Genomic DNA, 19,501 nt, shown 5'->3' with positions numbered 1-19,501 from the left:
GTTGGTATGAAGCAGCTGAAGCTGCAGCCTGTTTATCCGTTTTTCTTTTTCCTGGTTGTAAATATTTTCCCGGGCAATCTCAGATTTCAGGACGGTTAAAAGGCTGTCTGATTTTTTGTTTTGTGCATATCCATTTAAACCCGCGAGCAGGAAAAGTATAACAAGTAATATTTTATTCATATAGATCTGAGATCTAATTTAAGTAATGCGTAATCTGCCGCCCGGTATAACGGTAGTCCCCCAATCATTGTTTTTCGACCCGGAATGATCAGTCCATTTTTAAAAATGCAGTACCGGCCATTTTCGTTTTTCTGAAATAATCCTGATGCTTTAATAGCTGATCCTGGTGATTTTATGCGGCTAAAAGTACGGCTTTTTGCCGTGTAATTGAGTGAAAACGTGCCTGAAAGCCTTAGATTTTTCGGTACAGTCGGCCCATCAATATATTGATTGCCAGATATTTAAGTTTTTAAAAGTTTAGATTTTTGGATCAGGCTGCGCCCCGACGGCATCACTCGCCTGATTCGTGATTTAATTTGGACCCGCCAAAGAAAAAGCCGTGACTGGCATGGAAGTCAACAATCATCCGCTGCAGCGATGAACGATGAATGTCCGCGTTAATGAACCAATCAAGCAGACCGTTATGTTTAAAAAAATTCTACGATTATTAAGTGCTTTCGCCTTAATCTTTGCCTTCGCCTACCCGGCAGCTGCGCAAAACAGGGTTATAGATGGGAGAGTAATTGATTCGGCTTCGGCCACTCCGTTACCAGGGGTAACCATCAGAATTAAAGGAACCAGCTCCGGAACCACTACAGATGCAACCGGTTCTTTCCGGTTACCATTGCCGGCAGCTGCCAGTGAACTCATTTTTTCTTCCATTAACTATGCCACACAAACAATTCCCATTACCGATCAGAACAACTTAGTGGTTAAGCTGGCGCTCTCCAGCCAGCTGCTTGAAGGCGTTGAAGTGGTGAGCGTGGGGTACGGTACCCTGAATAAAAGGGAAGTTTCCAGCGCAATAACGCACATAAGCGCCAAAGACCTGAAAACGGTGGCTGCCAACAACCCTTTAATGTCCTTACAGGGAAAGGTGGCGGGGCTTACCATCTCCAATACCTCCACGGCCGATCCTAACTCTTCTCCCAGCATTCAGCTGCGCGGGGTATCCTCCCGCAGCGCCGGTTTAGGGCCCTTATACGTTATAAACGGGGTGCCGGGAGGTAATATTGATAATATTAACCAGAACGATATTGAATCGATAGACGTGCTTAAAGGCGGTGCGGCATCGGCTATTTATGGTACGCGCGGCGGGAACGGTGTTATCATTATTACCACTAAAAAAGGCAGCGGCGAATCAAAGCTGGTTTACAATGGTTATGTGACCATGGACCGGCTCACAATGGTGCCGGATGTGCTTAGTCCCGATGAGTTCCGTAAAAACCGCATCAATGCCTCCACACCCCGCGGTTTTGAATTTGGAGGGAATACCGACTGGATGAAGTCTGTTACCCGCCAGGCAGCCTATGCACAAAAGCATACCTTACAGATCTCCGGCGGAACACCTAACGACAACTATTTTGCCTCTGCCGACTACCGGAATGCCAATGGTATTGACCTGCGCGCCTATAAAAAGGAATACGGCGCCCGTCTGAACGTGAACCATACTTCAAAAAGCGATGTTTATACCGTTTCCCTGAACGTTGCACCCAGGTACATGCATACCAGCAACTCCGACCAGGGGAATTTCAACAACGCCATTACGCTGAATCCAACCATCCCTATTTACGATAGTACGGGGAAATATAATTTTATTAATACCGGGTTTTTCTCAAACAACCCTGTTGAAAATGCAAGGCTTATTAAAAGTGAGGCGCAGATAAAGGAGCTGGATATGAGCGGCTCCCTGAAAGTGAACCTTATGAAGAACCTGTTTTCAACGGTAACGGTATCTACTATTAAATCATCTTATAAGAACCTGAATTTCCGGCCCTCTACCCTGACAACTATTGTGCACTCAGGGCAGGTGACCAAAACCAACGAAGCTTCACAGGAACAGATAGATAACGACCAGCGGAACATCGAATGGACGATCAATTATGCGCTTAACATTAAAAGAAACCACGTTAAGGTACTCGGCGGCTATTCATATAGCTATTTCAATTACCAGCAATTCAGGGCTCATAACTTTGATTTTCCGTTCGATGCGTTCCTGTGGAACAACCTGGGCTCCGGCACCTGGAATGGCGGCGATAAGGGCAATGGGCAGGACGCTGTATCATCCACCCAGAATGATTCCCGCCTGGCTTCCTTCTACGGCAGGGTGAATTATGATTTTGATAATAAATATATATTAACCGCAAGCCTCCGGCATGAAGGCTCATCAAAATTTGGCGCCGCCAACAAGTGGGGTAACTTCCCTGCAGTTTCTGTGGCATGGCGCATTTCCGACGAAAGCTTTCTGCAGGATAAGATCAGCTGGCTGAACGACCTGAAGCTAAGAGCAGATTACGGCATTACCGGTAACCAGGATTTTGACAGCTACAAGTCACTGATCCTGTACGGCGGTTACGGATATTTTGCTTTCAATGGTCAAACCTACCAGGTATACGGTCCATCGCAGAACGTGAACCCTAACCTGGGCTGGGAAAAAGCGATCAATTTTAACGCAGGCATCGACTTTGAAATACTCGACAGCCGCATATCAGGTTCATTGAACTATTATGTGCGTACGAACAAAGACCTGCTGGCCAACTACAGGGTACCGCTTCCGCCCAACCCGCAAACGGAAACCTTTGCCAACGTAGGCACCATGAAAAACTCAGGGATAGAGCTGCAGCTGAGCGCAGCAGTGATACGGCGCAAGGAGTTTGGCTACAACCTGTCATTTGCAGCCGCTTATAACAACAATAAATTCGTTTCCTTCTCTAATAAGCTTTACCACGGTGATCCCTACCGGGATATGGCAGGATTGCCTGCTCCGGGTTCTCCGGGTACCATCCAGCGTTTGCAGGAAGGGCGCCGCATCGGGGACTTTTATATGTTAAAATCAGCCGGTGTGGATGAAAACGGCTCACTGCTGGTTTATAAAAAAGATGGAACCATAGTGCCCGCCAACCAGGCCAATGCAGATGACAAGCAGTTTGTGGGCAACGGCCTTCCTAAAGTAACCGGCTCACTGGGCAATGTATTCACCTATAAGAACTGGGATCTTAACATTTTCCTCCGGGGGAATTTTGGATATAAGCTGTTCAACATGCAGGCTTTTTACCTGGGCACACCGGCCACACAAACCGATGCAAATACTTTAAAATCGGCCTACGATCCGAAAAGCAAATATTCAAAGCTTACGAATCCGGCCACCACGGCGCTTGCCTCAGATTATTTCCTGGAATCAGGTTCCTTTGTTAAGATCGATAACATAACGCTGGGGTATAATTATTCGGTTAACTCCAAGTACCTGCAGGCCATCAGGATCTATGGAGCGGTAAGTAACCTGCACACCTTTACCAGCTTTACAGGCGGCGATCCCGACCTGTACCCGGTGAATGACATCACACCTGGTGTTCAGGGTAATCCGCGTACGAACACTTATAACATGAACTTTTACCCGGCCACCATCCAGATACTGGCAGGCATACAGGCTACATTCTAAACAATTAACCGGTAAGTAATGAAAAAAAGGAATTATAAAAAATATATAGTAAATACCGCTTTGAGCACCGCGTTGTTTTTAGGCGCCTGCACAAAACTGGATGAAACTGTTTATGACAAAGTGGATGCAGGACAGTTCCTCACCCGGCGCGATGATGTGATCAGGGACTTTTTACGGCCATTTGAACACGCCTACTGGAGCATCCAGGGGAATGATGTTTATGCCGTAGGCGAGAATAGTACCGACGAAATAGGCACCTACAACCGCCAGGGCGACTGGCAGGATGGCGGCTATTACCAGCGTATGCACTATCATACGTGGACCACGCAGGATGGTTTTACCAGCGGCGCCTGGACGGCTTTTTACCAGGGCATTGTACTTGCCACCAACTCGCTGCAGGATATGGAAGGGATCACAGATCCCGCAAAGCTGAGCATTACAGCCACCGAGCTGGCAGATTTTAAAGCCGAGCTCAGAACATTAAGAGCCTGGTTTTATTTAAGAGCATTTGATTTTTACCGCAATATTGAGATCGTAACGGACGTAAAAAATACCACTACTGCTAACAAGCAGTCACCGCCGGCTGAAATGTTCGCCTATATTGAATCAGAGCTCAAAGCCGCGCTGCCCGATCTGCCCAAACGCGAAACATTAGGCAGCAATGGCATTGGCCGGTGGACACAGGCCGGGGCAGCAGCACTGCTGGCACGCCTGTACCTGAATGCCAAAGTGTATATAGACCAGGACAAGTTCGGTGATTGCGCCACGGTTTGCCAGGACATCATCAACGGTAAATACGGCAGCTATCAGCTGGATACCCGCTGGGATGCGCCGTTTGATTATACCAATACTTCACTTAATTCAGAAACCATTTATGGCTTCCCATCCACCCTTGCACGCACGCACTGGCAGTATGATGGCGGCATGTTCTTCTGGGGTGTAACCTATGATGCAGCTCCCTTGTATTGCGGCTTCACGGATTTTGGCCAGGCTAACCCGAGATATGCGCTGCAGCCCGGGAGGGATGTGGATAGCGTTGAATACAGCTTTAAGCTGGGCAAACCTTTCGTTAAGTTCCAGCGTTATCCTGACGACTATCGCCTGAAGCTTTACAAAAACCTGGGCGACAGTAAACGCGAAGGCATGTTCCTGTACGGCTACCTGCCCTTTCAGCGCCTTGTGAACGGCGTACCAAAGCCCGATACTGTTCGCGGTAATAAAGGCCCTTACGCGCTGTTTATCCGTGACCAGGTAGGTTGGTTCCTGGATGCAAAACCCGGAACCCGGATTGGGGATAAGGAATCAAATATGAATCATGCCGATCACAACTCAGGTGTGTTCATGGTTAAATATCCTTTATACCCAACCCCCGATCCTAACCGTATCACATCTGCCTATGCGGAGATCCGTTTGTCGGAGATCTATTATACATTGGCTGAATGTAAATACCGGGCCGGCGATAAGGGTGCTGCCGCAATACTGCTGAATGCAGTGCGTCAGCGGAATTATCCTGCAGGTTCACCCAGTTTGTATAAAACCGATGGCAGCCAGCTGAATGACCAGGAAATGCTGGATGAATGGGGCCGTGAATTTTTAGGTGAGAACCGCCGCCGTACGGATCTGATCCGCTGGGGCGTATTTAATACCGGCACCTGGTGGGATAAAAAACCGGATGCCGACAACCACACGGCGATATTCCCGATAGGCCGCGATATTATGGCTGTTAACCCGCAATTTGTACAAAACCCAGGTTATAGTAATTAATACACCACTATATGCCAGCTGCCCCGGATCCGGGGCAGCTGGTTTTAAATGAACATTCAATTCATGTCTCTATTGTCAAAGTGTTACCTGTTTATCCTTTCTATTCTTATTTGCTCCGCAGCGCAGGCGCAACACATTCCGGTTCAGCGCTCGGGCCTTGTAGGTAATTCAATCGCAACGTTTATCCCGGCAGGGTTTGATGTTTCCAAAACGCCATCACTCATGCTGAAAGGCAATCCTGTTATACAGGGTGCTGTGCCGGCAAGCTGGAACATTGTTCCTGAATTTTTCTTAACAGATGGTAAAGCAAGTGCCAGTGTTCGTTTAAAAGGCGACATCAGCCTGTATGGCGGCGGTGAAGTAACCGGCCCGCTGTTAAGGAATGGCCAAACCATTAAGCTCTGGAACACCGATAACGGCGCTTACGGAACAGATGATGGCAAACGCCTTTATCAAACCCACCCCTGGGTGTTAGGTGTTAGAAAAGATGGAACTGCTTTTGGGATCCTTTTTGACAGTCCGTGGAAGTCAGCGCTGACCACTAACCCGGATAAAATTGAATTTAATACAGAGGGCGCCTTGTTCCGTGTTTTCGTGATCGACCGCAAATCGCCGCAGGATGTGCTGAAAGGATTGGCTGAATTAACCGGCACTATTGAAATGCCACCCAGGTGGGCCCTGGGGTATCATCAATGCCGGTTCTCATATGGCACGGAACAACGGGTACGGGAGATTGCCGATACTTTTCGCTTAAAGCAGATCCCCTGCGATGCCGTGTGGATGGACATCGACTATATGGATGGGTACCGGGTATTCACCTTTAACAAAAATAATTTCCCGAATCCTAAACAACTAAATGCCGATCTGCATGCAAAAGGTTTTCATTCGGTTTTTATGATCGATCCCGGTGTTAAGTTCGACAGCACTTATTCCGTGTATCAGTCTGGCGCCGCAAAGGATGTTTGGGTGAAAGACACTGCTGGAAAAGAATATCACGGGAAAGTTTGGCCGGGCGATTGCGCCTTTCCGGATTTTACCATGCCCCGCACCCGGCAGTGGTGGGCCGGTTTGTATCGCAACTTCCTGGCAAATGACATGGATGGCATATGGAATGATATGAACGAACCTGCTGTTAATGATAATGATCTGCCTGAAAGCTTCCTTCGCCTGGGCACTATGCCATACAACACGCCGCATCGTGGTGGCGATGGCTTACCGGCAGGGCCGCACCTGTTATATCATAACGCTTACGGCCGGTTGATGGTGGAAGCTACCCGGCAAGGTTTTATGGCTGTGAAACCCGATAAGCGTCCTTTTATTTTAACGCGTGCAAACCTGCTTGGCGGGCAACGTTACGCCGCCACCTGGACGGGTGATAACTATGCCGATGAACGGTTCATGAAAGTTTCCGTACCCATGTCAATTACGCTGGGCTTATCAGGCCAGCCTTTCAGCGGCCCTGATATTGGGGGCTTCTTAGGCAACACTTCGCCCGATCTGTGGGCGAAATGGCTGGGCTTTGGCGTGTTTATGCCTTTTGCCAGGGGCCATGCCTGCGCCGGAACCAATGACAAAGAGCCCTGGGCATTTGGTGCGGATATTGAAAAAACATCACGGATAGCGCTTGAACGGCGGTATCGTTTATTGCCTTACCTCTACACCTTATTCTATAACGCGCATAAAACCGGGTTGCCTTTAATGTGCCCTGTGTTTTTTGATGACCCTGCGGATGTAAGGCTAAGGGCAGAGGACCAGGTATTTTTGCTTGGAAAAAATTTGCTGGTGGTGCCTTCATTTGCCAAAGATCCGCAGCTGCCCAAAGGGATCTGGGAACCTTTAAGTCTTATTGATGGCGATGGCACAGATCCATACCAGGCAAAATTGCTGATCAAAGGCGGCAGCATTATTCCTGCAGGAAAGATCATTCAGCATACCGGCGAACCTTCCATCGATCAGCTGACCTTATTTATATGCCTGGATAGCCAGGGTAAAGCCAGTGGCGAGCTTTATTGGGATGCCGGTGAAGGCTGGGGTTTTAAAAAGGATGATTATTGCCTGCTCCGGTTTCAGGCAACAGAAAAAAATGGAGTGACCCAAATTAAGCTAACATCCAGCCAGGGCAAATACAACATTAACAAAGACATTCACCAGGTTAAGGCCGTAGTTATTAAAAACGGGCGGAGTTATTCAGGCCCGGTAAACTTAAAGAGCGGTACGTTAAGAACGGATGCTCAATAAGTAACTTCGCAGGTTCTTCAAAAATTTCATACCGGTACGTTTACGAATAGTTGAGCCAGGCATGTAATACTGAATATCAGTTTACATGCCTTTTTTTGTTTTGGCTGTTACTTCCCTTATTTTGCCGGGGCTTATGTTGAAATTTCACTTCCACAAGTATAAATATGGAAAGGAGCTGCTGGTGGATTGCTTTAACCTTTCCGATATAGCCGGCCGCAGTATTGCGATGAAAGAAGTACATGCTACTACTTTTTACGAGATCTTTCTTTTTTTGGAAGGCAATGGTTCCATCATGCTGGAAGGCAGCCGGCTTGATTTTGAAAGCCCTGCTGTGCTGTTCATACCACCTGCCCGTCCCAGGATCTGGAACCTGCATGCAATGCATGATTGCAAGGTGGTGATCTTTGAAGGCGAGTTTATGGAAACTTTCCTGAAAGACCACCTGTTCCTTCACCGCCTGTACTATTTCGGGAATTATGATTCACCGCCTGTATTGCCACTGCAAAGCAATGATATACCTTTCTTTCAGTCCTTATCCGACAGGATCATGGAGGAAATAAGGAATCAGTCCTTCGATAGCCAGCACCTGCTAAGGGCTTACCTGTACCAGCTGCTTATTCTGCTGAACCGCCGGTATACTGATTGCTATCAATTGAAAGGGAACCTGTACCAGAATACCGGTATGCTGAAATTCAGGGAGCTGCTGAAGAAGCATATACAGGAAAAACAAACGGTCAAAGAATATGCGGAGCTGCTTAAAATAAACCGTAACCGTTTAAACCAGCTGTGTCATGAAGCATTTGGTAAAGACGCCAATATGATCATACGTAATGAACTGTTGCAGTCCTGCAAAAACGAGCTGCTGGGCGGCAATAAAACGATCGCTGAGATCAGCTATGAGCACAACTTTTCGGCCCCTTCCAATTTTGTCCGCTTCTTTAAATCCCTGGCTAAGGTTTCGCCGGCCGCCTTTAGGGCACAGTATGCAGATTGATAACAACTAATGCATATTGATAACGCTGTAGGGAGTGCTTCAGGGTAGCTTTGTATCGTAATTAATCAAACAGTAAAAACAATTACGATGACAAACAAACTAAAGACCATAACACTCCTTGCGCTTGGGCTCACAACACAGCACCAGGCCAATTCACAGGAACTGCGTAAAGCATCCGTTCACCTGGCCGCGCAGGATCAGCGGATAAAAATATACACCCTGGTATCCCCACCGGAGATGTTTGCCAATACCAGCCATGTTATTGAGTTACCTCATGAGCTGATCGTTGTGGACGGGCAGTTCTTTGCGCCCTATGCGCAGCAGCTGAAAATGCTGACAGATAGTTTAAAGAAGCCGGTTACAAGATTTTATATTTCACACGATCATCCGGATCACTACCTGGGCTTTGGCGATGCCTTCCCGGATGTGCAGGTTTACGCACTCGAGGAAACAAAGCAGCACATTGAAAAAGAAGGTCAGCAGGTGTTGAAACAAAGACAGGAACAATTCGGGGGAATTATTGCCAAAACTTTGAATATACCTGCACATGTACAAAAAGAAGGGAAAGAAGTTATAGACGGCGTAACATTCATCTTTGAAAGATCCCTTGACAATGAGGATGCAGTATCCCTGGTAATTAAGATCCCCGAAGTAAAGACCTACATTGCCCAGGACATCGTTTATAATAAGGTCCACTTGTTTATATCCGGTAGCCAGGACGGCTGGCGTAAAGCATTAAGAAAAATAGAGCGTGAAAGTGAGTATAAGATCATACTTCCGGGACATGGCGAGCCTGCCGGCCGTTCCATACTGAAGGAAGACCTGGATTATCTGGATTTTGTGGACAAAACATTGGCTGCATCCAAATCAAAAGAGGAATATAAGGCTAAGATATTGGCAGCTTACCCGGATTATGGGGGTACGAAGCTTATAGATATTTACCTGGCTTACTATCTGAAAAAGGACTGGGAAGAAAAGTAAATTCACAAATGAGCGGTAGCAGTACCGCTCATTTGAAGCACTCACAGCGCCCAGCTCATTAAATGATACTGAGGGGTGAGCCATCCAAAACTATCTTCCGGGATCTTTTTATTATGGGGCCATAACGTTTGGCAGATCACCATAAATTAATTGCTTTGCGGAGCTTTTTGCAACAATGAGGATAGCATCAATTCCAGTGTGCGGTGATTCGTGTCATCGATACGGAAATTTTTAAAAATGATCTTTCCATCTTTATCTATCAGGAAGTTCTCCGGCTCGCCCTGTACACCATAGTATTTTTCGGCAAAGGCTGAGGTGCCGCGTAAGGGGGTAAATGAATACCTGCTGTTTTGCATAAAGGGTATCACATATGGGTCCTGCTCAGGATATACGTTGATCCCGAGATATACTACTTTTTCATTTTTAAGCTTATTAATAACGGCCTGGAAGTGCGGGAATTCTGCCTTGCAGGGGCCGCAGCCCGGAAACCAGAAAGTAAGCAATACCACTTTTCCCTTCAGGTTGCGCAGGTTTAACTTGCCATCACTGGTATAAAGGCCCAGCTCAAACGGATAAGCAGGAATGGCCGTGCTGTTCCGGATCATCTCAATATCTTTATCCACTTGCTCCTGCTTCTTTCCTGTTTTCCTTCCATACAATTCCAGTGCGGTGTAAAGCTGGTCAGTGGGTAGTTTTGCAAATGCTATAGCAAGGCTATCATAGGCAGCTTTAACATCGCCGGCTTTTTCCAGCAAAGAAGCCCGCTTCAATACTATATAGTTATTAAGGTAGTTGAACTTGGGAAGCTTTACCTGGTCAACCTCAGTTATAGCCGCTTTATAGTTTTGCGCCTGCTCCATTTTATTGATCCGTATTAAGGATTCAGCCACCTGTTTTCTGATCTTCCAATCGTTTTCTTCTCCCATATCATTAATTAACGCCAGGGCTTTTTCAGGATCCGTTTGCAGATAGATATCGGTTAATCCCGTCATCCCGGATGCCGACCAGTCAAACTTTTGAGGAGGGTATAATTTGCGGAGCTGTTCGTAATAGTTAATCTTATCATTAAGATCCACGGTACGTACCGCCAGCCAATATAAGGCCCTGGCAGCTTGCCCGCTTTCCGGGAAGCGCCTGACAAGATCAAGAACTTTCTGCTTAAAATCATCCGGATCACCATCCTGGAAAGACATCACATAATTTGCCGCGTAACCGGCATCTGAAGGGGCCGCAAGCATAGCCTTTTTAAGATATTCTTTAGACAGATCGTTTTGCCCCCTCATACCTGCATCTGCTGAAAGCATAGACCATACGTTAGCATTTTGCGGCTCCATTTCGGTGATCTTAAGTAAAAAATCCTTTGCCTGTGGCATCTCGGCATTATAATAAGCGGTACCGATAGCTAACGGGATCTTTACATTTTCCGGATGTTCACTCATCCATGTTTTATACTGCGGCACAAGCAGCGGATTCTCCAGGCCCATGGCATAGATATACTTTCTATGTGCTGTAAGGTTGTTCAGGTCAGCCGTTACTGCTGCCTGTGCTTTTTTTATTTCTTCAGCAGATGCGGGCCCCATCCGGACAGGCTTTTGTGCAAGTACCCGCCCGGTGAAACAAGCTATTAGTAATAAGATCGTATATACTTTAACATTCATCATTAATTCCTATTAAGTACTGTTTGCAGGACAACATAATAGTTGCTGCCTGCAAACAGGTTTAACTTACACGCATACCGTGTGAGTGAAATCCGGCTCGCCCGGGCACGTTTCAGAAGTACACTTCTTCCCATCCGGGCAGCTGCCGAGGGTTCCTCCGCACGCATTGGTACAGGCTTCGCCACTACCGCCACTACCACTGCCACCACCTAATATGGTTCTCAGCCGCTCCCTGGTCAGCAATTCTGTTGCGCCTAAGTCCAGCGCTTTTAATCTCAGTTTTTTCATGGCTTTAATTTTTGAGGTAAATAATTGATTTAACTTTTCAAAATTAAAAGCCTTCGTAGCAGTATATTTGCCATGAGCTCAATTCTTAAACATTCCTGCAAAGCTCAAAAACAGTTATTTCAGAAAAGCAAAGATCGTCATCTTTACCAGTTATGGCTGTTACCTGTTCCCCTGGTGTTTGACCTTCTTTAGCAAACAGGTGTTTTACCATTTCTCCCAGCTCATCGTAATAATAGGTTTTTCTCATACGGTCATATTTAATGGGAAAGCCCAGCTCTTTCATTTCGGTTAAAACGTCTGTCATGGCTCTTTTGCATAAGCCATTCTTACGGGCAAAATCCTCCAGGTCTCCCGTGGCTTTCCGTTTTATCATATAGTCAATGTATTTTAGGCGTTTTATATGCTTTAAGATGGCCATTGGGTTGTATTATGGGTTAAAAGTGTGCTTATACAGAAAAGAAATATTTCAGATCCGTTACCTGGTGGATGCCTGGCAGCTGATAATACCTGCTTAGCCCATCTGGCTTGACGAATAGTTGCTGCATTTCAACAAGTGTTTGAAATGATCGTGGAAAATAAGTTATGCCCGGTTATTTGAGGCTTAGGCTAACCTGAGTGATACTAAAATAAAAACAATTAAATTAATAAACAAGTAGGTAGCTAACCGGGTTTGAAATAATAAAGAGCTTAATGAACACATCAAAGAGCGGCATAAAACCTCATTCAATTCACCTAAGAAATATTTGTTAACTGTAGTATTGGTATTTATGCAGGCCGTTGTCATTTTTGCCCAATCGGCCGATACTATTGGATCCCCTAAAGTCAAAAAGGTTAAAACCATCCGGCTGAATGCCAAACAATACCGGGTCAAAGGTGAAACGCTTATCCGCCTGTCGGGCGTCAAAGTGATCCCTGTATGTGCGGATACCAGCCTGCTGGGGTATGTGCAGAAAGGCCTTTCATATGATGTGGTTTATGCTGTGCCGGACAAGCCTTATACATCTTTTCTGCAGGATTTTGTGAATGATATGCTCAGGAATGTTTATAAGGAAGATGGCATGCAGATGTTATGGATCATTAAAGACCTGCGCATCAATGAAGGCCAGGGGGGCAACCATCAACCGGCTGGAACCCTTTATCATGAAGTGACGCTGTAGGGGCATTTTTCGAAGACTTAAAGATGCCTGCAGGTATAGTCAATCATAGATCTGAAATTGTGTACATGAAAAAATGAAAGGAACAACGGAACGGTATACGAAAAACAGGGCCTCGCTGCGAGACCCTGTTTACTAAGACGCTTTCTTTGGCGGAAGAGGAGGCGGAGGAGGAGGGACTGGTTTTGTTTTTGTTGACGGAGGAGCTGGCGGTGGTGGCGGAGGAGGAACATGCTTTGCGGATTGCATGCCGGTTGTTTTTACTTTCGGAGGAGTGGCGCTGTTTTTAGCAGGAACCCCTTTCTCCACAACCGGTGGCGGTGGCTTCACCCGCTCCTTTTGCTGCGCATAAAGCGTACTACCGGCGCACAAACATGCGGCCAGCAGCAGATGAGATCTCTGTAGCATAAAAGGTAGTTTGAAAAGAGATGCGTGAGTAGAAATATTCCATAAGAAATAGTTAAAGATTTTTGCACAAGAGTAACACGTGGGTAGCCCTTTAAAAGAGATACCTGTCCATGGGCCGCAAATATTTTAAACCAAATTGAATTAAAATATTTGTATTATACTGGTAGTATGAAATATTATAACACCTTACTGATAGCCTTACTGATAACAGGATATTTGAATGTCTCCGCACAGGATGCACAGCTGCCCACACCATGGACAAACGACGCCATGCAGGCATCTGTTCCGCTGTCAGAATATCCGAGGCCTCAGCTGCAAAGGGATGAATGGATGTGCCTGAACGGGAAATGGGATTACCAGGGTGGTAAAGGGGCGCCTGTTGCCCTTCATCCGCAAGCGCCTGCTTCATTTGAGGGGGTGCATGAAAAAATATTGGTGCCCTATTGTCCTGAATCTTTTTTATCCGGTATCCGGCGGAAACAGGAAATAAATATGTGGTATCAAAGAACATTTGAGCTGCCGGCAGCCTGGAAAGGTAAACAGATCATCCTGCATTTTGGTGCAGTTGACCATAACGCTACGGTGTTCATAAATGGGAAAAAGGCCGGCGCCCACGAAGGAGGGTACGATGCGTTTAATTTCAATATCACCCCGTTTTTAAAAAGTGGTTCAAATACGCTCGTTGTTGCGGCACAGGACCTGAATGACGGGAGAACGCCCTCCGGGAAAAATGGCCCCCGGGGCGATTATACCTTTACTTCCGGAATATGGCAAACCGTGTGGCTGGAGCCGGTAAGCAGCAACTACATAAAAAGCATCCGCTTACTTCCGGATGTTGACGGCCGGCGTTTAAAAGTATTCGTTAACAGTAATGGTGCAAATAAGATAGTAGCAGCGGCTTCCGATGGCCATAAAACCGTTTCCCAGGTAGATGCAGCGGCGGGCTCGTATTTTTATCTGCCCATCGAAAAGCCCGTGTTATGGTCGCCTGATACGCCCTTTCTTTACGATCTTAAACTAACACTTTACAATCCCGATGGCAGTGTTGCAGACGAGGTAAAGAGTTACTTCGGAATGCGGGATATAAAGCTTGGTAAGCTAAACGGTGTTGTGAGGCCGCTTTTGAACGGAAAATTTGTTATGCAGCTGGGATTGCTGGACCAGGGTTACTGGCCGGATGGTGTATTGACCGCGCCAACAGAGGATGCGTTGAAGTTTGATATTTCGTTCACCAAAAAAGCAGGGTACAATCTTATCCGGAAACATATGAAAACCGAACCGCAGCGTTTTTATTACTGGGCTGATAAAATGGGGCTGCTGGTTTGGCAGGATATGCCGGCTACCTGGTACCAGCATGAAGATACAGCGGTCACCCGGAAAGTGTTCCGCCAGGAGCTGAAAGCAATCATCGATGAACATTACAATTCACCCTCCATCATAACCTGGGTGCCCTTTAACGAGAACTGGGGCGCATTCGATGTGAAAGAAATTACCAACTGGGTTAAAGCCTATGATCCCTCCCGGCTGGTGAACGGTAATTCAGGGTTTAATAATAATCCGAGCTATCAAAAGCCTTATGGCGATCCGGGAAACGGGGATTATGTAGATACCCATATTTATGTAGGGCCTTACGGCGCATCTGTACCGGACAATAAACGTGCTGCATCACTGGGCGAATTTGGCGGCGTTGGATTGTTCACCCGCGGGCATATGTGGCCTGTTGAAAATAATGCATATGCTTACGAGCCTACCCAGGCTGCACTTACAGACCGCTACGTTCTTTTAATGGAACAGGTGGAGCAGCTTATGAAATACAAGGGTCTTAGTGTGGCCATTTATACGCAAACAACAGATGTGGAGCATGAAGTGAATGGCGTACTGACTTATGACAGAAAGGTGGAGAAGATGCAGGTGGAGAGGGTGAAAGAGGTTAATGAGGCGGTTATAGATGAAGCCGTGAAAATGAATGCCCGGGAGCATTAACACTCACGAACGTACGTTGTTTATCATCTTAATTCAATTTACCTGTGAAATATCAGCAGGACAACAAAACAACCAACCGCAAATGAGGCCGGTTGTTTTGCTGCCGTTCTGGTTTATGCCTTAAAATCAGTGGATCTGCTGACCTGCTCAAAAGCACCCAGGTCACTTTGAACAGCCTGGAGTTTATTTTGTGCCATGCCAAAGGAATCGGAACCAAGGAAAAGGTGCAACGGGCGCTCTTTCATTTCCGCTACCCTGATTAAAGCAGCAGCGGCTTTTTCCGGGTCGCCTGGTTGGTTGCCGATGATCTGGTCGTTATGAATAACTTCAAGCTCCCTGGCCTCTTTATAGTCTGCAATGGGATGTGCCGCTGTGCGCAGTGATCCCTGCAGCAGGAAATTGGTTTTAAAATAGCCGGGGTATACAATGGTAGCTGAGATGCCCATTGATTTGGTTTCTGCGGAAAGCGCTTCAGTGAATCCTGCTACCGCAAACTTTGTCGCATTATAAATGCCCCAACCGGGAAATGTGCCCAGGAAACCCGCTATGGATGAAATATTGAAGAACGCGCCCGCTCTTTTTTTCCGGAATACAGGCATCACATTGCGGATAACGTTCAGGGAGCCGAATACGTTTACATCAAAGTTTTTGCGGGCTTCTTCGTCGGTGAGCTCTTCGAGGGTTCCCAGCTGGCCGTAGCCGGCGTTATTCACTACTACGTCGATGGTGCCGAGTTTGGCAATAATATCCGAAACCGCCTTACCAACACTTGCATTATCGGTTAAATCCACCTGGAGCGGGAGAAAATCGCTGCTGTCATTACCTGCTTCGCGGCGCAGCGCTTCAGCGTCTCTTGATGTAGCGGCTACTTTGTAGCCTTCTGTCAGCAGGCGTTTAACGAGTGACAATCCTAATCCTTTGGAGGCTCCGGTAACGAACCATACTTTTTGTGTGCTCATTTTGTGATCATTTTTATTTGATACAAAGTTGAGCCTATTCCGACTGGCAGTGTTTATCTGAACAGCAGGGTATTTTGCGAATTTCAAAGATGGGAAAGAGGCAAGGCCGATTTACGGAACGCAGAGGGTGAGACATTTTCTTTTTTTCTGAAAAAAGATGTGAACGCAGCCTGACCGGAGAAACCCAGCCCGTCGCTGATCTCGTTGATACCCCAGTCAGTTTGCACCAGCAGGGACTTGGCTTCGTGCAGCAAACGGTCCTGGATATGTTCGCGGAGCGTTTTACCGGTATGGTTTCGCACCAGGGAATTGAGGTAGTTGGGATGAACATGCAGCTGGTCTGCAAATTCCGTTGCTGTTTTCAGCTTAACCATGGCGTTCCTGTCCTGCACCTGGAAGGAAGACTCCAGCAGCGACAGGAAGCGGTAGATATGACCAAAGCCTTCCGTTACAGCGGTCCGGGCCAGGTTCTTTCCCGCCCGCTGGCTTTCCAGCAGCAGGAGCTGCAGCTGCAACAGTATCGCCTGTTTTTTGTCCTCATTATTACCGCGGTCTTCGCGGTACATGTGCTCATAATAGCCGTTGATCGCAAGTGATTGGGCCTGCGTTAACTGGATGACGGCCTTGTCTGTTTCAAAAAAAGGGTATTGCCGCAGCAGGTTCAGGACATGCTCCGCATCCCGGTCGAAATAGGAGGGATGGACGAGGCAAAAGTGGCCGCCGGTTTCGGCGGAGGTCGTCTGCCATGACATGATCTCATCCGGGTGAAGAAATGCGATCTGGCCCGGCCCCATTTCATATTTGTGCAGGCCAATGGTCAGTATTCCCGTACCGGCGGTCATATGGAAGATCTTATAGAACTGGCGGCGATGCGGCGATATGTAATCCTTCACAGGGTACTGATCGCGGTTCTCTATCACAAAATAACGCGAGTTGACCGGATAATGCTCCACATGCTGCAATGGTGTCTTGTAACCTTCGGCTGCAAAGGTTTCCAGCTCCATCCTGGGAATCGAAGAATTGTCCATAATAGTATAATGGCTTTACTGCGGGATAAGTGCCTTGCTAAAGTTACATAAAACCTTGGGGAATTTGGGCGTAGGGGTGCGCCTCTATGCATATCACCCGTTAAAAGCCTGCCGGAATGCTGCAGGTGTGAGGTTGGTTTTGATCTTAAACAGCCTGCTGAATGACTGCGGATGTTCAAAACCTAACTGGTAAGCTACTTCACTAACGGTCAGATTGGTGCCTGACAGCAGCTCTTTTGATCTTTCGATCAGCTTTTGATGGATATGCTGTTGTGCGTTAGAGCCGGTTAGCAGGCGTAGCATGTCGCTTAAATAATTGGGCGTGTAGTTCAATTGCTCCGCCAGGTATTGTACTGTCGGAACACCCAGATGGAGTGGCTTATCAGCTTCGAAGTAACTGTTGAGCAGCTCCTCCAGTTGCGGCAGGAGGTGTCCGGTAGCTGCTTGCCGCGTTATAAACTGTCGTTTGTAAAAGCGTTTGGCGTAGCTCAATAGCAGTTCAACCTGTGCGATGATCACCTCCTGGCTAAGTTCATCGATCCGGCTATGTAATTCTTCGCCGATGATGCGGTAGATCGAAAGCATAGTTGCTTTTTCCTGCTCGGAAAGATGCAGGGCTTCGCTGCTCGCATAGGAGAAAAAGCCATACTGCCTTATCTTTTTGGCCAGAGGATAGCCCTGCAGAAAGTCGGGGTGAATGATGAGAGAGTAGCCCTCATTGCCGGCATAATCGGATGTACTGCCTACAACCTGGTTGGGAGCCGTGAATAAAATGCTTCCCTCGTCAAAATCATAATAGCCTTGTCCGTATTTGAATTTGCCGGCCAGCCTGGTAATGAGCGTGACCTTGTAAAAACCGTTTATATAGCTGTGGGGGAGACGGCCCAGGTTCACCTGGCCCCCGGTCATATCGAGTAAACTGATCAGCGGGTGAACAGGCCCTGGTATGCCCAGTATCCTGTGCACTTCAGGGATGGATCCCAGTTTCATGATCTTTGGCGCTTCACTTTTCATACCTAAAGATAATAACTATGACCGGCGGCTGTTGCAGTCGCCGGTCATGAATAAATAAGATAATACTCCAGTCGGGAAGATGGCTGTTTTACCAGGGGAGCGGTCCGTCCGGGCCGGTAAAGCCGGCAGTTGGACCATCGGTTTCCAATGCCACGCGTATCGGTTCACGGGAACCTACCTCCAGGCTGTCCGTGCCCTGGAAATTGTTCAGTGCGGTCGCCGTAAAACCGGGGCTGGTTGCATTGACCTTAATGTTTTCCTTTTCCAGTTCCAAAGCGAAGGCCAGCGTCACTGCATTAAGGGCCGTTTTCGATGCTGCATACACAACACCAAAATGTTCTCTTGCCCAGCAGTTGGGATCACTTATCCAGGTAAGTGAGCCAAGGCCGCTGGATACATTTACGATACGGGCAGCTGATGACTTCCTGAGCAAAGGCAGCATAGCCTGGGTAACGGCAATAACGCCGAATACATTTGTTTCCCAAACAGCCCGGATCTCATCCAGCGATGCGATGCTGGGGCGGCTGTCTGCCATTACTTCTTCCAGGGTACGGCCTGGTTTGCCGGCGTGTGATATACCTGCATTGTTTACCAGGAGGTCGAGGCGCCCCTGTTCTTTTTCGATATACGCTGCAGCGCTGCTGACGGTTGATTGCTGGGTAACATCCAGGTGAATGGCATGCGCACCAGCGCCGATCTCGCGGGCAGCCTTTTCCCCGTTAGCCAGGTTACGCGATCCTACATATACAATATAGCCGTTGGCTGCGAGCGCTTTAGCGATTTGATTGCCTACACCCTGGTTGGCGCCGGTGACCAGTGCTACAGGATGGTTGTTTGCTGATTCCATGTGTTTTTGCTTTTGTTTTTTGAATAAGCAAAGCTCCACCATCACCAGCTAACCAGGCTAACCGAATCAAGGACATTTGTAACCAAACCGGAAACGGGAGGCAGCCCGGATATCGCACATAAAAAAAATAAATGCTTACGCTGCTGACATACTGTTGTCGCAACCCAGATCCATTTTTGCGTGGATAATTCCTGTACGGTCAGCGTACAGGTCATTGTGGATCTTTTTAACTATTTAAAAATCAATCATGCATCTTCTCTCCGTAAGGATCATTACCGCCGACATCCAGCGCTTAACAGCATTTTATGCCCATATCACCGGCACACCGCTCACTTTTTACACGCCCGAGTTTGCTGAGCTGCAGACGAAGGTGGCAACTTTAGCCATAGGCAGCACGAAAACCTTACAGGCTTTTGGCGGCGACGAGGTTGCCAAAGCCGCTGAAAACAAAACAGCCATTATCGAATTTAAGGTAGCTGATGTTGACCGCGATTATGAAAGACTGGCTGAATTCCTGCAGCCATATA

The 19,501-nt window shown here is 47.3% G+C and carries 17 protein-coding genes and 1 pseudogene; 8 read left to right on the top strand and 10 right to left on the bottom strand.

What is annotated here, in order from left to right; translation table 11 throughout:
* Positions 1-180: pseudogene (locus tag VIM72_RS26645) on the bottom strand (hypothetical protein); the annotation flags it as partial.
* A gap of 463 nt (positions 181-643) precedes the next feature.
* Between VIM72_RS26645 and VIM72_RS26640 the strand changes: the two are divergent.
* The 5 genes from VIM72_RS26640 to VIM72_RS26620 all read left to right on the top strand — a co-directional run bounded on the left by VIM72_RS26640 (position 644) and on the right by VIM72_RS26620 (position 9,635).
* Positions 644-3,658: a SusC/RagA family TonB-linked outer membrane protein gene (locus VIM72_RS26640; RefSeq protein WP_332005860.1), complete on the top strand. Its 3,015-nt coding sequence runs from the start codon at positions 644-646 to the stop codon at positions 3,656-3,658.
* Positions 3,659-3,676: 18 nt separating this feature from the next.
* Positions 3,677-5,422, top strand: a complete 1,746-nt coding sequence (locus VIM72_RS26635) for a RagB/SusD family nutrient uptake outer membrane protein (protein ID WP_332005859.1) — start codon at positions 3,677-3,679, stop codon at positions 5,420-5,422.
* Positions 5,423-5,485: 63 nt separating this feature from the next.
* Complete coding sequence (locus VIM72_RS26630; RefSeq protein WP_332005858.1) at positions 5,486-7,660, top strand: TIM-barrel domain-containing protein; 2,175 nt, start codon at positions 5,486-5,488, stop codon at positions 7,658-7,660.
* A gap of 133 nt (positions 7,661-7,793) precedes the next feature.
* Entirely contained in the window at positions 7,794-8,654 is an 861-nt protein-coding gene (locus VIM72_RS26625) for an AraC family transcriptional regulator (RefSeq protein ID WP_332005857.1), read from the top strand.
* A gap of 87 nt (positions 8,655-8,741) precedes the next feature.
* The gene (locus VIM72_RS26620) at positions 8,742-9,635 is read left to right on the top strand and encodes an MBL fold metallo-hydrolase (protein WP_332005856.1); all 894 of its coding nucleotides are present in this window, start codon (positions 8,742-8,744) and stop codon (positions 9,633-9,635) included.
* A gap of 41 nt (positions 9,636-9,676) precedes the next feature.
* Here VIM72_RS26620 and VIM72_RS32455 read toward each other — a convergent pair whose 3' ends face one another.
* The 4 genes from VIM72_RS32455 to VIM72_RS26605 form a co-directional block, all read right to left on the bottom strand.
* Positions 9,677-9,778, bottom strand: coding sequence for a DUF6734 family protein (locus VIM72_RS32455; RefSeq protein ID WP_414649040.1), 102 nt, complete (start codon positions 9,776-9,778; stop codon positions 9,677-9,679).
* Between the two features lie 3 nt (positions 9,779-9,781).
* Positions 9,782-11,296, bottom strand: coding sequence for a redoxin domain-containing protein (locus VIM72_RS26615; protein ID WP_332005855.1), 1,515 nt, complete (start codon positions 11,294-11,296; stop codon positions 9,782-9,784).
* A gap of 63 nt (positions 11,297-11,359) precedes the next feature.
* Positions 11,360-11,581, bottom strand: coding sequence for a hypothetical protein (locus VIM72_RS26610; protein WP_332005854.1), 222 nt, complete (start codon positions 11,579-11,581; stop codon positions 11,360-11,362).
* A gap of 85 nt (positions 11,582-11,666) precedes the next feature.
* A complete protein-coding gene (locus VIM72_RS26605; protein ID WP_332005853.1) occupies positions 11,667-11,954 on the bottom strand; it encodes a hypothetical protein in 288 nt (95 codons plus the stop codon).
* 394 nt (positions 11,955-12,348) lie between these two features.
* Here VIM72_RS26605 and VIM72_RS26600 point away from each other — a divergent pair, with 394 nt between their 5' ends.
* Complete coding sequence (locus VIM72_RS26600; RefSeq protein WP_332005852.1) at positions 12,349-12,738, top strand: hypothetical protein; 390 nt, start codon at positions 12,349-12,351, stop codon at positions 12,736-12,738.
* 132 nt (positions 12,739-12,870) lie between these two features.
* Here VIM72_RS26600 and VIM72_RS26595 read toward each other — a convergent pair whose 3' ends face one another.
* Positions 12,871-13,143 carry a hypothetical protein gene (locus tag VIM72_RS26595; protein WP_332005851.1) on the bottom strand — a complete coding sequence of 91 codons (273 nt, stop codon included), beginning with the start codon at positions 13,141-13,143 and terminating at the stop codon, positions 12,871-12,873.
* Positions 13,144-13,311: 168 nt separating this feature from the next.
* On the opposite strand from VIM72_RS26595, the gene VIM72_RS26590 reads away from it, so the two are divergent.
* Positions 13,312-15,126: a glycoside hydrolase family 2 protein gene (locus VIM72_RS26590; RefSeq protein WP_332005850.1), complete on the top strand. Its 1,815-nt coding sequence runs from the start codon at positions 13,312-13,314 to the stop codon at positions 15,124-15,126.
* Between the two features lie 113 nt (positions 15,127-15,239).
* Here VIM72_RS26590 and VIM72_RS26585 read toward each other — a convergent pair whose 3' ends face one another.
* The 4 genes from VIM72_RS26585 to VIM72_RS26570 all read right to left on the bottom strand — a co-directional run bounded on the left by VIM72_RS26585 (position 15,240) and on the right by VIM72_RS26570 (position 18,974).
* Positions 15,240-16,085, bottom strand: coding sequence for an SDR family NAD(P)-dependent oxidoreductase (locus tag VIM72_RS26585; protein WP_332005849.1), 846 nt, complete (start codon positions 16,083-16,085; stop codon positions 15,240-15,242).
* An 83-nt stretch (positions 16,086-16,168) separates the two neighbouring features.
* A complete protein-coding gene (locus VIM72_RS26580; protein ID WP_332005848.1) occupies positions 16,169-17,113 on the bottom strand; it encodes an AraC family transcriptional regulator in 945 nt (314 codons plus the stop codon).
* Between the two features lie 93 nt (positions 17,114-17,206).
* Complete coding sequence (locus tag VIM72_RS26575; protein WP_332005847.1) at positions 17,207-18,127, bottom strand: AraC family transcriptional regulator; 921 nt, start codon at positions 18,125-18,127, stop codon at positions 17,207-17,209.
* 88 nt (positions 18,128-18,215) lie between these two features.
* Positions 18,216-18,974 carry an SDR family NAD(P)-dependent oxidoreductase gene (locus VIM72_RS26570; protein WP_332005846.1) on the bottom strand — a complete coding sequence of 253 codons (759 nt, stop codon included), beginning with the start codon at positions 18,972-18,974 and terminating at the stop codon, positions 18,216-18,218.
* 247 nt (positions 18,975-19,221) lie between these two features.
* Between VIM72_RS26570 and VIM72_RS26565 the strand changes: the two genes are divergently transcribed.
* On the top strand, positions 19,222-19,501 hold a 280-nt coding region (locus VIM72_RS26565), incomplete at its 3' end, for a VOC family protein (RefSeq protein WP_332005845.1).

Source organism: Chitinophaga sp. (genome assembly GCF_036569185.1).
Lineage (GTDB): Bacteria > Bacteroidota > Bacteroidia > Chitinophagales > Chitinophagaceae > Chitinophaga.
This window is presented reverse-complemented; position numbering and strand designations above follow the sequence as displayed.